This is a genomic window from Streptomyces sp. NPDC090442, assembly GCF_044769405.1.
In the GTDB taxonomy this organism is placed as follows: domain Bacteria; phylum Actinomycetota; class Actinomycetes; order Streptomycetales; family Streptomycetaceae; genus Streptomyces.
The window spans coordinates 42195-57078 of the sequence record NZ_JBIVXW010000061.1; the positions used below are offsets into that span (position 1 = coordinate 42195).

At 71.6% G+C, this 14884-nt stretch carries 10 protein-coding genes and 1 pseudogene; 8 read left to right on the forward strand and 3 right to left on the reverse strand.

What is annotated here, in order from left to right:
- Positions 1–45 precede the first annotated feature (45 nt).
- The gene (locus ACIQU6_RS32990) at positions 46–945 is read right to left on the reverse strand and encodes an amidohydrolase family protein (RefSeq protein ID WP_403485403.1); all 900 of its coding nucleotides are present in this window, start codon (positions 943–945) and stop codon (positions 46–48) included.
- Between the two features lie 123 nt (positions 946–1068).
- Here ACIQU6_RS32990 and ACIQU6_RS32995 point away from each other — a divergent pair, with 123 nt between their 5' ends.
- The 8 genes from ACIQU6_RS32995 to ACIQU6_RS33030 all read left to right on the forward strand — a co-directional run bounded on the left by ACIQU6_RS32995 (position 1069) and on the right by ACIQU6_RS33030 (position 13068).
- Positions 1069–1767: an HAD-IA family hydrolase gene (locus tag ACIQU6_RS32995; protein ID WP_403485404.1), complete on the forward strand. Its 699-nt coding sequence runs from the start codon at positions 1069–1071 to the stop codon at positions 1765–1767.
- 160 nt (positions 1768–1927) lie between these two features.
- Positions 1928–2446, forward strand: a complete 519-nt coding sequence (locus ACIQU6_RS33000) for a universal stress protein (RefSeq protein ID WP_403485405.1) — start codon at positions 1928–1930, stop codon at positions 2444–2446.
- A gap of 179 nt (positions 2447–2625) precedes the next feature.
- On the forward strand, positions 2626–4080 hold the full coding sequence (locus ACIQU6_RS33005; RefSeq protein WP_403485406.1) for a PepSY-associated TM helix domain-containing protein: 1455 nt from the start codon (positions 2626–2628) through the stop codon (positions 4078–4080).
- Positions 4077–4730, forward strand: coding sequence for a DUF5134 domain-containing protein (locus tag ACIQU6_RS33010; protein WP_403485407.1), 654 nt, complete (start codon positions 4077–4079; stop codon positions 4728–4730). Before ACIQU6_RS33005 ends, ACIQU6_RS33010 begins: the two co-directional genes overlap by 4 nt.
- Before the next feature lie 241 nt (positions 4731–4971).
- A complete protein-coding gene (locus ACIQU6_RS33015; RefSeq protein WP_403485408.1) occupies positions 4972–7215 on the forward strand; it encodes a transglycosylase domain-containing protein in 2244 nt (747 codons plus the stop codon).
- Positions 7216–7279: 64 nt separating this feature from the next.
- Positions 7280–8572 (forward strand): hypothetical protein, encoded by a 1293-nt coding sequence (locus ACIQU6_RS33020; protein WP_403485409.1) that lies wholly within the window; start codon positions 7280–7282, stop codon positions 8570–8572.
- A 149-nt stretch (positions 8573–8721) separates the two neighbouring features.
- Complete coding sequence (locus ACIQU6_RS33025; protein WP_403485412.1) at positions 8722–9861, forward strand: amidase domain-containing protein; 1140 nt, start codon at positions 8722–8724, stop codon at positions 9859–9861.
- A 267-nt stretch (positions 9862–10128) separates the two neighbouring features.
- Positions 10129–13068 carry an AfsR/SARP family transcriptional regulator gene (locus tag ACIQU6_RS33030; RefSeq protein WP_403485413.1) on the forward strand — a complete coding sequence of 980 codons (2940 nt, stop codon included), beginning with the start codon at positions 10129–10131 and terminating at the stop codon, positions 13066–13068.
- Positions 13069–13146: 78 nt separating this feature from the next.
- Here the strand turns inward: ACIQU6_RS33030 and ACIQU6_RS33035 are convergent, their stop codons facing one another.
- Positions 13147–13959, reverse strand: coding sequence for a PE-PPE domain-containing protein (locus ACIQU6_RS33035; protein WP_403485410.1), 813 nt, complete (start codon positions 13957–13959; stop codon positions 13147–13149).
- Between the two features lie 156 nt (positions 13960–14115).
- A pseudogene (locus ACIQU6_RS33040) lies at positions 14116–14793 on the reverse strand (GNAT family N-acetyltransferase); the annotation flags it as partial.
- Positions 14794–14884: the final 91 nt, after the last annotated feature.

Genomic DNA, 14884 nt, shown 5'->3' on the forward strand with positions numbered 1-14884 from the left:
CCGCACCGACCTCAAGAAGGTCGCCCGCCGCGCCGAGACGCCGCGTTACAGGCCGAACAGGTGCGCCGCGTTGTCGTGGCAGACGGCCCGCAGCCAGTCACGCCCGAGGCCCAGCCGTTCCAGCGCGTGGAGCTGATGGTGGTAGCGGTAGGGGATGTTGGGGAAGTCGGAGCCGAGCAGGACGCGGTCGCCGAGCGCGGCGAGCCGCGACAGGGCCCGGCGGGGGAACGGCATGAACCCCTCGGTGAAGTCCGTGAAGGCCATCGTCGTGTCCAGCCGTACCTGGTCGTACCGTTCGGCGAGGTCCAGGAACTCCTCGTACTCGGGCATCCCCATGTGCGCGACGATCAGCGGCAGTTGCGGATGGCGGGCCAACACCCGCGCGATGGGCTCGGGTCCGGTGTGCTTGCCGGGCGCCGGTCCGGAGCCACAGTGCACCACCACCGGGATCCGCGCCTCGGCCAACAGCCCCCATGCCCGATGCAGACGTTCGTCGGCCGGGTCGTAGTCCCCCACCTGCACATGGGCCTTGAACACCCGCGCGCCCGCTTCGACGGCCTCGCGGACGTACGTCTCGACGTCCGGTTCGGGATAGAGGGTGGCGGTGTGCAGGCAGTCGGGGGTGCGTGCGGCGAAGTCGGCCGCCCATCCGTTCAGCCACCTGGCCATGCCGGGCTTGTGCGGATAGAGCATCGCGGTGAAGGCGCGGACCCCGAACTCCCGCAGCAGGGCCGCCCGCTCCGCCTCCTGCCTCCGGTAGGTGATCGGCCACGGTAGCCCGCCGATCAGCGGCCCGCTGGTGTCGAAGTAGTCCCAGACCTTGTGCAGGACGCGCTCGGGCATGAAGTGGGTGTGGACGTCGATCAGCCCGGGCAGACCGAGCCCGCCCCAGAACCGACGGACCTCACCGGCCTCCTCGCCCGACGCCGCGCGGGTGGAACTCACGTGGTACCGCCTCTCATCCCATGGCCGGGAAGCCCCGATCGTGCACCATCATGATCAGTTGGCCACGCGGCTTCCACCCCTGCGCCCCGGGGAGAATGCGCGCCCGCACGTACCCTGGCAAACATGAAGTTTTCGGTCGACGCCCTCCTCTTCGACAGCGACGAGACGCTGGTTTCCTCTTTGGCCTCCGTGTCGCGATGCTGGCTGCGTTGGGCGAGCGAGCACGGCCTGACCACAGCGGAAATCCTGGCCGTCCAGCCGCACGGCCGCCCGGCAGCCGCGATCGTGGCCGATCTGCTGCCGGCCGAGCGGGTCCCCTCGGCACTGGCCGCTCTGCAACAGGCCGAGGTCGACGACGCCACCGACGGAGGAGCCGTCCCGGTCCCCGGTGCACGGGAGTTGCTCGCGGCGCTTCCCCCGGACCGTTGGGCGGTGGTCACCTCCGGCACCCGCCGCGTCGCCGATGCGCGCCTGGCCGCGGCGGGCATCGAGGCCAGGCACCTCGTGACGGTCGACGACATCACCCACCACAAGCCGCACCCGGAGCCGTTCCTGACCGCCGCCCAGCGCCTCGACGTTGACCCCGCGCGCTGCGTCGCCTTCGAGGACGCCCCCGCCGGTCTCCAAGCCGCACGGGCTGCGGGCATGCTCACCGTGGCCCTCACCACGACGCATGACGCGCACGCCCTGACCTCCGCGGCCGACGTGGTGATCCCCGACCTCTCCCCCGTGGCCGCACAGCTCACAGGCGGCGGCGTGGACGTCACGATCGCTCCCAGCGTCGGCCGGCCTCGCTCACCTGACGACCGGCCGGCGTCATGACGTCGTCAGGGTCTCCCCCACCCGCGTAAGAGAAGCGCCAACGAGGCGGAACCGCTGCGCCGGCGGCGCTTCGATGAACTCGACAGACACGCGGGGCCCGGTCGCACACGTCATCGCGGCCCGGGTCACGCGAGGGCAGCACATCCAAGGAGCGTGGCCCATGGCCGAACCCCTGGGCCAGCGCGTCGTGGCCGGCGTGAGCGGTTCGTTGGGCAGCGTGACGGCTCTGCACCGGGCCGCCGCGGAAGCGCGCGTCCGGGGTGCGGAACTGTGGGCCGTACTGGCCTGGGAGCCGCCCGGTGGCGACCTCCCCTCCCGCGGCGCGTCACTGGTCACCACGTGGCACCGCATGGCGAGCGAACAGCTCATGGATGCCTTGGACACCGCCTTCGGCAGCGAAGGGCCGGGGGTTCCGCTCCACGCCCTGGTCGCGCGCGGCACGCCGGGAAGGGCGCTGGTGGCGACCGCCGACCGGAGCGACGACCTCCTCGTGATCGGCGCCGGGGCCCGCGGCAGACTGCGTCGCGGAATGTGGCCCTCGGTCTCCCGGTACTGCGTGGCACGCGCCTGCTGCACGGTGCTGGCCGTCCCGCCCTCTCCCCTGCACCACAGCCTCACCGCCATGCACCGTCGCAACGTGTGGAAACTCCCGCTCACCACACGGAGCTTGACCGGCTGACGGTCCCGCACCGCGCCCCATCAAGGTCAACGGGCATCCGCTCCCCCATTCACCGCCTCTCCAGCGTGACCACGCTCACATCGCGCGCGCGGGAACTTCTCGTGCCGGCGATCCGACTCCTCCTGCGGACCGTAGACATCGGTCGACGATCGAGACATCCGCAGGAAGAAGAGTCCGCCATGGCCGCAAGTCGCAGCACGTCAGTCGCGCCAGAGGGGACGGCTGCGCCACCGGGCGGGGCGTCAGGCGACGGGACCGAGGCTGTCCCGGCCAACGCGGCGGCCGAGCCGGGCACTTGGGGAAGCCTGCGCCCCTTGCTGCTGCGGTTGCACTTCTACGCCGGCGTTCTCGTCGGTCCGTTCCTCCTCGTCGCGGCGCTGACCGGGCTGGCGTACACCGCCGCGCCGCAGCTCGAATCGGTGCTCTACAAACACGAGTTGAAGGTCAGCCCGCGGGGCGAGGCCGCCTCGCTGGCCAGTCAGGTCGCGGCCGCCCGGCGGGCGGTGCCGGACGGCACGCTGGTGTCGGTCAGCCCCGCACCCGGCCGTACGGACAGCACCCGGGTCGTCTTCGACAGGCCCGGACTGCCCACCGGCACCACGCTCACCGCGTTCGTCGACCCCTACGACCACAAGGTGCTCGGCACGCTGCGCACCAACGGTCAGTGGCTGCCGGTCCGCGCCTGGCTCGACGATCTCCACCGCACGCTGCATCTAGGCGACCTCGGCCGCAACTACAGTGAGTTGGCCGCCAGTTGGCTGTGGGTCGAGGTCCTCGGCGGGCTCGCCCTGTGGATCGGGGCGCCCCGCACCCGGCGGCGGTTGCGCGCTGTCGTCCTGCCGCGCCGCGGCGCCAGGGGCCGGCGCCGCACCATGTCCTGGCACGGCGCGGTGGGTGTGTGGGCGTCCGTCGGCCTGTTGGGGCTGTCCGCCACGGGCCTGACCTGGTCCGCGCATGCCGGTGCGAGCATCGGCGAGCTCAAGGGCGCGCTGGGCGGCAACACCCCGACGGTCTCCGCGGCCCTCGCCACGGGTGGCGGGGGCACGTCCGGGGACGGTTCCGGTGCCGCCCGCACGAAGGACGTCGGCATCGACGCCGTCGCGGCCGCCGCGCACGGTGCCGGCCTGCGCGGACTGGTCGTCATCTCCCCACCCGTCAAGGCGGGTTCGGCCTACGTCGTGAAGGAGAACACCCGCTCCTGGCCGGAGCAGCAGGACTCGGTGGCCGTCGATCCGGCCACCGGGAAGGTGACCGCCACCCTGAAATTCGACGACTATCCGGTGCTGGCCAAGCTGACCCGTTGGGGCGTCGACGCCCATATGGGCCTGCTGTTCGGCCTGGCCAACCAGATCGTGTTGGCGCTCCTCGCGGTCGGCCTGATCATGATGATCCTCTGGGGTTACCGGATGTGGTGGTTGCGCCGGCCCACCAGGTCCGGCGGCGCCCTCGGACGGGCGCCGGCGCGCGGTGCCTGGCGCCGGCTGCCGGGGCGGGTACTCGCCCCGGCCGTGGTCGCGATCGCCGTCGTGGGCTACCACGTCCCGCTGTTCGGCCTGCCGCTGCTGGCGTTCCTCCTCGTCGACCTGGCCGTGGGCGCCGTAGGACGCCGTCGCGGAGAGCGAGGCGCCAGGTGATCGCCGCGAGCGGGCTGCGCTGGGTCCTCACGGCGCTCAACGCCCTTCCGGTGCTCTACGGGTTGCGGTCGGTCGTGGCTCGCGACGGGGCGCTGGTCGACCGGATCGACCACGGACTCCACGTCCTCATGGGGGTGTTGATGATCGCCATGGTGTGGCCCTGGGGCATGGGCCTGCCCGCCGGGCCACAGGTCGGGGTGTTCGTCGCGGGCGCGCTGTGGTTCGGCTGCGCCGGGCCGCTCCGCGCCCAATCCGCCGACCGGGGCCGGGCGTTGCTCGCCGCCCTGCCGCACGTCCTGATGATGGGGGCCATGGCGTGGATGGTCGCCGTGATGGGTTCCTCGCCCGTGTCCGCCGGTCGGGGCGGAGGGCAGGCCATGGACGACATGCCCGGCATGCAGATGACGGGGTCTGCCGGCGCCACGACGATGGGCCTCACCGGCACCGGTCAGCGGCTGACGGCCGCGGTACTTGCCGTCCTCCTGGTCGTGGTCGCGCTGCGGTGGCTGGCGCGCGCCTTCGACCTGGCGCGCTCCGCCCGTGAGGCGGCGTCGGGGTCGGCCACGCGGAGCGGTGCGAAGGCGTTCGGCCCGGCCTGTCACGCGGCCATGGGCTTGGGCATGGCCGCGATGTTCGCCCTGCTCATATGACGCGTCGGCACCACTGGAGCGGAGGGGCAGGGTCGGACGGCCCTGCCCCAACTGCGTTGTGGGGGCCGCCCGGCCCGGCCATCTGTTCCGTTTGTTTCCGTTCGGCCATTGCGTGGAGATTTCGAAAATATCGCTGATAGATTTGTGTAAGTGGTGAAGGCCGCGGTGTGGCCGGGGGGACGGGGGCGGCGACTGCGTCACCCCCGTGCGAGCCACACGCACCGTGCGGAGGGAAGACGGAGTGACAGGGACTGGGCGGGGGCCGGACACTCCGGACGAGGACCGCGCGCCATCGGGTCGCCGACGGGCCACGCCCCGGGAGCCCGTCGCCGGCGCGGACAGCGACGCCCGCGCACCTCAACCCGGGGACCCCGAGCGGACGTTACAGCTGAGGGTCGAGCCTCCCACGCTCACCGACGAGACCTTACTGATACGCCGGCCGGAGCGTCCCGGCGGACGGGCCGACCGGCGCAGGGCCGCACAGTCATCGCCCGGCTCCCTCCGCAGAGGTGCGCTGCCGGCCGCCCTCGTCGCCCGGCTGGCGCCGTACGCCAGCCGGCTCAGACCCCGCTATCCGCGCCCGGGCCGCACCGGTTGGCGCCGCTGGGCCCCCTCCGGCCGACAGTGGCTGGGCATCGCGTCGACGGTCATCGGCCTGTCCGGACTGTTCCTGGGGATCGCCTACGCCGCCACCGACATCCCCAAGGACCTCAACGCCTACGCCACCCAGCAGGACAACGTGTTCTTCTGGTCCGACGGCACGCCCATGGCCCGCAGCGGCTGGGTGCAGCGACAGGCGATGCCGCTCAAGGGCATACCGGAGGACGTCCGTTGGGCCGTGTTGGCGGCCGAGAACGAGAGCTTCTACAGCGACGCCGGCGTCTCGTTCACCGGGATCACCCGCGCCCTGTGGCGCACGGTCGGCCGGGGCGACACCCAGGGCGGCTCGACCATCACCCAGCAGTACGTCAAGAACGTCTACCTGAACCAGGACCAGACCGTCAGCCGCAAGTTCACCGAGGCGATGATCGCCCTCAAGCTGGACAACCGGATGAGCAAGGACGCGATCCTGGAGGGGTACCTCAACACCAGTTGGTTCGGCCGCGGCACCTACGGCATCCAGCGCGCCGCGCAGGCGTACTACGGCAAGGACGTCGGCGAACTCAACGTGAGCGAGGCCGCGTTCCTGTCCTCGCTGCTCAAGGGCGCCGGCCTGTACGACCCCACGCTGAGCGCGGCCAACCACGAGCGGGCGGTGGAGCGTTGGAACTGGGTCCTCAACCGGATGGTCAAGATCGGCAAGCTGTCGCCGGCCGCGCGGGCCGAGTACCGGACCTTCCCCGAGCCGCTCAAGCGGAACCCGCTCTACGACACCGGTGAGCAGAGCGACTACTTGGTGGAACTCGCCTCCCAGTACGCCAAGGACGCCGGGCACCTGTCGGCCAGGGAGTTCGACCTGGGCGGCTATCAGATCTACACCACCTTCGACCGCAAGCGGGAGGCGGCCCTCGACGCCGTGGTGGCCAAGGCACGCCAGAAGGCCCAACGGGCCCACCCGAACACGGCGGCCGCCGCCCACTACGGCGCCGCGTCGGTGGCCGCCGACGGCCGGATCCTCGCGGTCTACGGTGGCCCGGACCACCGCAAGCAGGGGTTCAACGAGTCCAACGCCGCTACGGTGCCGTCCGGTTCGGCCTTCCTGCCGTTCGTCTACGCGGCCGGCCTGGAGCACGGCGCCGTCAAGCGGCGGGACGCGCCCCGGGAGCAGGTCACCCCGCAGTCCCTCTACGACGGCGACGACGACGTGCCCGTCAGCACGCCGGAGGGCCCCTACTGGAACCGCAGCGGCAAGAAGGCCTCGGCCCACAACGACGGCCGGAAGTCGTGGGGCCGGATCACCTTGCGCACGGCGCTCGCCAAGTCGGTGAACACCCCGTTCATGCAACTGGGCATGGACACCGGCCTGGACAAGGTGAAGCAGACGGCCCAGGCGTCGGGGCTGCTGTCGTCCAGCATGGGACCCCAGGTGCCCGCGCTGTCCCTGGGCAGTTCCACGCCGAGCGCGATCCGCATGGCCAGCGGCTACACCACCTTCGCCGCCGCGGGGCGGCACACCGAGCCGTACTCGGTGCGCCACATCACCCGGAACGGCTCGGCGGTGCGGCTGGACGTCCCGGACGCGCGCCGCGCGGTCGGCGCCCAGGTGGCCGGGGAGGTGACGCGGGCGCTCACGGACTCCTTCCGCTCCGCCCACCCGGGCGCCGCTCCCGCCACGGCCGCGGTGTCCGGCAAGGCCGGCACCACCGCCGACGACACCGCCGCCTGGTACGTCGGCACGGCCCGCGCCGTGTCGACGGCCGTGGTGGTCTACCGCATGGATCTGGCCAAGAGCCTCGAACCGCTGCCGTTGAAGGGACTCGCGGGTTCCGCCACCGACGGCGTCCCGTACGACATTTGGGCGGGCGCCATGAGTCCCCTGCGCTGACCGACGGACCGTCCGCGCCCACCCGCACCGCACCGGAATCTCCCTCGCAGATGAGAGCCCCCGCATGAAGTCGACCCCAGGCCGTCGCCGCAAGGCCCGCGCATCCCGCCGCACCGTCCGTACCCGGTTCGCCGTCCTCTCGGCCGCCGGCCTCGTCGTCGGCTCGGCCGTCGCGGGGTACCTGGTGTTCGCCCAGACCGACAGCGACGCCCTGGCCCCCTCCGGCAGCAAGGCGGCCGCACCAACCGACCGGAGGTCGCCGCAGGCCCGCAAGGAGCCGCCGTGGGACGGCAGGACAAAGGTCCTCGGGGACGGTTCGACCTCCTACACCGGCCCCCAGAAAGGGCAGTTGAAGGCGGAGCCGCTCAAGCCCGGTGAGAAGCCACCCCAGTTCGTCGTCTTCTCGTGGGACGGCGCGCTGGAGGGCGACGAACGGCTCTTCTCGCACTACCGCGAATTGGCCAGGGCCCACGACGCCCACATGACCTTCTTCCTCACCGGCATCTACCTGCTGCCCAAGAGCAAGCAGGACCTCTACCACCCGCCCCAGCACCCGGTGGGCTCCGCCGCGATCAGCTACCCCACCGACGAGCACATCCGCACCACCCTGACCCAACTCGCCTCGGCCTACGAAGAGGGCAACGAGATCGGCACCCACTTCAACGGCCACTTCTGCGGCGCCAAGGGGGGCGGTGACTGGAGCGTCGCCGAGTGGAAGAGCGAGATCGACCAGTTCTACGACTTCGTGGAGAAGTGGAAGACCAACACCGGCGACCAGGACACTCCCGCCCTGCCGTTCGACTTCCGCAAGGAGGTGACCGGTGGTCGCGCCCCCTGCCTGGAGGGCCAGCCGAACCTGCTCAAGGCGATGAAGAGCTACGGCTGGCGCTACGACGCCAGTTCCCCGGGCGACTTCCAGATATGGCCGACCAAGAAGGAAGGCGTCTGGGACTTCCCGCTGCAGATGCTCCCGTACCCCGGCGGCAACTACCAGGGCCTGTCGATGGACTTCAACTTCCTCTACAACCAGTCCCACGGCGAGACCAAGGGCGATCCGGCCAAGTACGCCGAATGGCAACGGCAGACCGTCGCCTCCTACATGGCGGGCTTCAACCGCGTCTACTACGGCAGCCGGGCGCCGCTGTTCGTCGGCAACCATTTCGAGGACTGGAACGGCGGCATCTACATGAAGGCCATCGACCAGGTGGTCAAGAACACCTGCTCCAGGCAGGGCGTGAAGTGCGTGTCCTTCAAGGAACTCGCCGACTGGCTCGACGTGCAGAAGCCCGACACGCTGCAACGCCTGCGCGGCCTGGACCCGGCGCAGGCCCCGGACTGGTCCACGGTCGTCAAGTAGCCCTGGAACGAACTGTCTTCAATCGTGCACACCCCTTCACATTCTCCACACATTTCATGCCAAAATGCGAACGCCCGGTCCCTGTACCGGAGTAGAGGGGAACATCGTTGAAATCAAGAAGAATAGGCCGCAAGCGGCGCCGCGCCACCATGGTTTCGGTGGCGGCAGCCTCAGTGGCCGCCGGCATCGTGCTGCCCAACTGGTCCGCTGGTGCGGCGGTCGTCGACGACCCGACGGTGGACTCGGCGACCAAGGCCACCTTCCAACGCCTGGCCGACGCGGTCTTCACCGATCGCACCCAGTCCCTGGTCGACGACGCCCCGACCGGGCGTCAGAAGTCGCACCCGCAGCGGACGTCCGGCTTCACCGGAAAGGTCCGGCTGTCCGAGACCCAGTCGCGCGAGGAGGGTTCGACGCTGGACGCACTGCGCGCCCGCAAGTCCCGCCTCGCCCAACTCGGCGAGAAGTACAGCGGCGCCGACACCAGGGTCACGCTGGACGCCACCCGGGTGCGGGGCCGGCACGCCACGGTCGACGTCACCGAGACCACGACGCTGTCGTACGCGAAGACCAGGGGCAACGAACCCAGGACCACCGGGTTCCAGGCCCACCACGAACTCGCCTTCCAGGCCGACCGCAAGGGTGACTGGCAGCTGACCGGCGTCCGCGACACCGACGCCGGCTACCTCGCGGTGAACCAGGTCGCCAAGCCCTCCGTCGCCGCGCCGGCCACCAGCGACGACCCGCCCGCGGCGACCCGTTCGGCCACCACGCGCCCCGCGCCGGCCGACCCGAAGGACTTCAAGTCCACCGGCTACGACTACAACGCCATGGCGGCCTACGCGACGAAGTACTGGAGCCGGTACAACCCGGACTACCCCGACTTCAGCGACGCCGGCGCCGGCGGGGACTGCACCAACTTCGTCAGCCAGGCCCTCAAGGCGGGCGGCTGGAAGCACGTCCCCGGCTACACGACCGACTTCCACAAGTGGTTCGGCAACTCCGAGATCCAGTCGCACTCCTTCGTCGGCGTCAACGAGTTCTCCTGGTTCGCGCTGTCCTCCAAGCGGGCCAGGAGCCTCGCCAACGTCTACCAAATGGACATCGGCGACGTGCTGCAACTGGACTTCGACCGGGACGGGTCCAAGGACCACTCCATGATCGTCACCAAGCGCAGCCAGCAGGGCATGCCGTACCTCACATACCACACCACCAACACCTACAACAGGTCGGTGGCCAGTCTCATCGCGGCGTACCCGCGCGCCGCGTACTACGCGTACCGCACCTGAGCGGCGGCCGCCCCGGGCGGCCCGCTTCGTGACCCGCGGCCACCGCACGATCCTCGTGACTCCGTCCAGTCCCGATGGTCCGCGGTGGCCGCAGGCGTTCCCGTACGGGTCCACCACAGGACCGCCACGAACCCGGACAGCAGCCGACGTCACCGTTCTCACCGCCAACGCCCCAGCGCCGCTTGTGGTGTGGTGGTAGCTGATCGGCGTAGGTCTTGTGGTGGTCACCGCAGGTGAGTGGGCGCCTTATACACTCCCGGCGTGCCGATGATGCGTGAGCCGTCCGCGGATGCGAATCAGCAACTTCGGTTCGCTCTGCTCGGATCGCTCCAGGCATGGCGCGGTGACACGGGTCTGGAGCTCGGTCCGGTTCGCGAACAGGCCCTCCTGGCAGCCCTGTTGCTCCGACCAGGCAGGACGGTCAGTCGGCAGCAGTTGCTCCAAGGGGTGTGGGGTACGGAGCCACCCGGCACGGGCGACAAGGTGATCCCGGTCTACGTGCACCGGTTGCGCCGGCGCCTGGACGCACGGGGAAGGACTCCGGCGGGTGCCGTGATCGACACCGTTCGCGGTGGCTATCGCTTCGCCGCGCAAAGCGCTCGTGTGGACGTGGCCCGTTTGGCGGAGATCGCCGTTGAAGGGCGGGCGGCGAGGGATGCCGGGGACCTGGGCGCCGCGGTGGACGCCTGGTCGACGGCGCTGGGGTTGTTCCGCGGCGAGCCGTTGGCCGGGATCCCCGGGCCCTTCGCGGAGGGCGAACGGCTGCGACTGGTCGAGCAACGGCTCGTGTTGGTGCAGGACAAGGCCGGCTGCCTGCTCCGGTCGGGGCGGCACGCCGAGGCCATCGGCGAACTGTTCTCCCTGACGACGACCCACCCCTACAACCAGGCCCTGGCCGCCCTCCTCATGCGTGCCCTGCACGCCGGCGACCGGCAGGCCGACGCGCTGGAGGTCTACGCCGCGACGCGCCGCCGCCTCGTGGACGAGCAGGGCGTGGAGCCCGGCGCCGAACTGCGCCGGGTGCACGAGGCGGTCCTGCGGGGCGACGACACGTGCCTGCTCGGCACCGACGTGCGACACCGGGCGCCGGCCGGGCCCCGGCAGACAGCTCCCGCCCGGCAGCAGCGCCGTGCGCGCCGTGAACTCCCCGCCGACGTCGGCAACTTCACGGGCCGGGACCGGGAACTCGGCCGGCTCGTCGCGCCCGCCGAGCCGCACGTGGTCACCGTACGGGCCGTGGACGGCATGGCCGGGGTCGGGAAGACCGCGCTGGTGGTGCGCGCTGCGCGGGCGCTGCGGGAGCACTACCCCGACGGCTGCCTGTTCGTGGAGCTGCACGGGCACCGCGAGGACCGGGCGGCGGCCGAACAGCACCGCCTGCTCCGGCGGTTGCTGCGTGCCGTGGGCGCAGGTGAGGGGGAGGACTGCGAGGACCTGGACGAACTGGCCGCGTCGTGGCGGGCAGCGACCGCTTCCCGTCGGCTGCTCCTCGTCCTTGACGACGCCTCCCGCGCCGAGCAGGCACGACCACTGCTGCCCGCCGGTCCCGGCAGCATGGTGCTGGTGACCAGCCGCCGACGGCTGACCGGACTGGACGCGGACCGCCGGGTCTCGCTCACCCCGCTCGACCTCGACGAGGCGGCGGGGCTGCTGACCCGCATCGTCGGCGTCGAGGGATCCGACCGCGAGCGTGCGGCCCTGCGCGAACTGGCCGCGCTGTGCGACCGGCTGCCGCTGGCGTTGCGCATCGTCGGGGCGCGGATCCAGGACCGCCCGTGGTGGGCGGTGGAGGCCCTGGTGGCGCGCCTGACCGACGGCGAGCACCGGCTCGACGAACTCGCGGTGGAGGACCGTAGCGTCGAGGTCGCCTTCCGGGTCTCCTACGACCAGCTTCCGGCCGCCGAGCAGCGCGCCTTCCGCGCCCTGGGCCTGTCGCCCACCACACGGCTGGACCGGCTGACGCTGGCCGCGCTGCTCGACTGGGCGCCGCCCGACGCCGCACGCGCCCTGGAGAGCCTGGCCGACGCGAGTCTGGTGCAGCGGGTGACCGCCGACCACTACCGGTTGCACGATCTGGTGGCGGCCTACGCCCGACGCGTCGCCGCGGCCTCGCCCGGCGAGGCCGCGGCGGCCCGCAGGGGTGTGTTCCGGCTGTACGTGCGGGTCGCCCGCCGCTCCAGCGACTGGGGCGCCTCGTCCTTCCCGACCGGCCCGCAGGGCCCCGGGCCGTTCGCGGACTGGGAGGGGGCCGCGGCCTGGCTGGACGCGGCCGGCGGCGAACTGCTCGACGTGATCCGCCAGGCGGCGGCCGCGGGCCATGTGGACGAGGCGTGTTGGATCGCCGAGGGCCTGGTCGACCACCTCACCCGGCAGGGCCGCTTCCACGAGTGCCGCACCGCGCTGGAGACGCTGCTGCCGATCGCCGCATCCGCCGGCGACCGGCGGATGGACTCCGCACTGCACACGGGCCTGGGCATCATGTACGGGCTACAGGGCCGTTACCGCCAGGCCCGCACCCATTTCACGGCGGCGCTGGAGATCAGCCGCCGGGCCGGCGACCCGCACGAGCAGGCCAGGGCCGCGGCCGGCCTCGGGACGTTCGCCAACCTGGAGGGCCGGATAGCCGAGTCCATGACCCACTTCGCCGAAGTCGCCCGCCTGGCCGGGGCGTTGGAGCACGACGACTGGCTCATGGGCTCGGTCATGACCCGCGCCGGCGACATGCACCACCGGCTCGGCGAGCACGACAAGGCTCACGACCGGTACCTGGAGGCGATCGCCCGGGCCGAGAAGTCGGGCAGTCCCAGGCTGCACGGCAAGGCCCTGCTCCGCCTCGGCGGTCTCCAACTCGACCTCGGCCGGCCCGCGGAGGCCGTGGGCACCTTCGGGAAGGCCGAGGACCTGGCCAGACGTCTCGGGGACGTCCCGTTGTACTCCGCCGTCCTCGGCGGGCTGGCCGCGGCCGAGGCGAAGCTGGGCAACGCGCGGGCGGCCGCCGAACTCCGGCGTCGGTCCCGCGCGGCCCTGGACGAGGAGACCGGCACCGCGTCGGAGATCGCGACGCGTCACCGGCTGCTCTGGCACGGCGCCGTGGCCGAGGACCTGGCCGGGGGCCGCGACTTCTTCGAACGGGGCACCGCCCTGCCCGACACCGACGCCAGCCGGGCGCGGATCTCCCGCGCGCTGGACGACCTGGGCCGCCGATGACAGCGACGACGGCCGGTCGCCGGCGAGTACCCGTCATGGCGTCTCGGGCAGGGCAGGGCCCACGGTTCCGTCAGGGCCCTACACGGGGTCCCCGTTCTCGTTCAGCCACTGGACGCCGTCCTGGCCGCTCTGGTTGAGGTTCTTGGGGATGACGGAGTCCGGGTACTTCCAGTGCAGGCTGAAGTAACCGGGGGCGTTGGTGATGGCCCTCAGGTCGCACACCGGGTCGCCGATGATGCAGTACCGCTTGACCGGAATGCCGTTGAACTTCGCCGGGCCGGGGGCGCCGACGGTGGCCACCCCGGGGATGCCCAGCCCCTTGGGGAGGTGCGCGAACAAGCCGGTGTCGGGCTGCATCGGGTCGGCGTAGAGCATGCCGTCGACCTGGTTGCGCGGAATGCCGGTGCTGCCGCTGGCGATCTTCTGGAGCACCTCGTCCGCGGCCTGGGCACCCTGGGAGTAGCCGGTGATCGTGAGGCGCGCGCCCGGGTGCGCGCGGTGGGTGTCCTCCGCCGCCTGCAACCCCTTCTCGTAGCCCAGTCGGATGCTGGCGTCGTAGGTCGGTGCGGTGAGAGCGTCGGGGTTGAGCTTCAAGGGGGGCTCGATGAGCCCGCCGTGGACGCCGATGAGCGGGCCGGCGGTGGCCGGGTAGCACACCTCGACCGCGGACGAACCGAGGTGGAGACGGTCGTTCGCGGTGTTGTAGGACCTGGAGATCGTGGAGCAACCGGGTCCGGAATCCGTCGGGCCGGTACCACCGATCTCGATGTAGTAGTGCTCTGCGCCCGCCGCGTGGGCGGCGGACGGGAACGCGACGGCGGTGCCGGCGGTCAGCGCCGCCGCCATGGCCGCGGTGCGTACCGCCCGTGCCGTCCGGCTCGTTTTCGACATTGCCTGAACTCCCCCTGAGGTCGTGGACGAACGTGTCCGACAACGAAGGCTCCAGACGCTAGGCACGGTCGTTGACATCGCGATGACATGCTGATGACTGCGCTGATGGCGCGGCTCTCGCACACCTTCACGGGAAGCGGCACCGGGGCGGCCGGATCACCTCGCCAAGCCGTGGAAGCGGATCGGTGAGTTCGGCCGGAAGCCGATGCGCGGGTACACCGACGCGCCGGCGGCGGTCGCGTGCAGCGTGGCGCGGGTCAGTCCGGTGGCCCGGGCGCCCTCGTGCAGGGCCTTCCGGGTCACCGCCTCGCCGTAGCCCTTGCGCTGCCACTCCGGCGCGGTGGCGACGAGCGCGACGAAGCGGCGGCCGTCCGCCTCCACCGTCGCGGCGCACGACACCGGCAGGCCGTCCCGCATGCCCAGGTAGGCGTACGTCCGTTCCCTCCACAGTCGGGAGCCGACGAGTCCGTCGCGACCGTCCGCCAACGGAAGCCCGTACGCACGCGAGTTGAGGTCCGCATAGACCTGTAGCTGCTCCTCGGTCGCCGCGCGCGCGAACGTCAGGTCGGGGTGGGCGGGTTCGGGGAGCGGCAGCAGGTCGCCGGCCATGCCGGTGCCGGGGAAGGCGTAGCCGAGTCCCGCCTCCTCGGCCGCTTGCCCGAGCCCCGCGCGTGCCTCGTCGTCGAGGAGGTCCTCGAAGAGCCACAGGAAGCCGGGGCGTTACTTCGCGCGCATGATGTCCGCCGCCTGGGCCAGGCGTCGGGCGAGGAGCTCCGTGCCGGCGCCGGCGTCGGTCAGGGTGACGCAGTTCCAGAGCGCGAAGCGGCAGTCGGCCTAGGGCGCTTCTGACGGATCTCCGTGGAGGAAGGAGCGGCGTCTGGTGCGTGCGATCGCAAGGCGCCGGGATGTCTTCATAGCGGAGCTA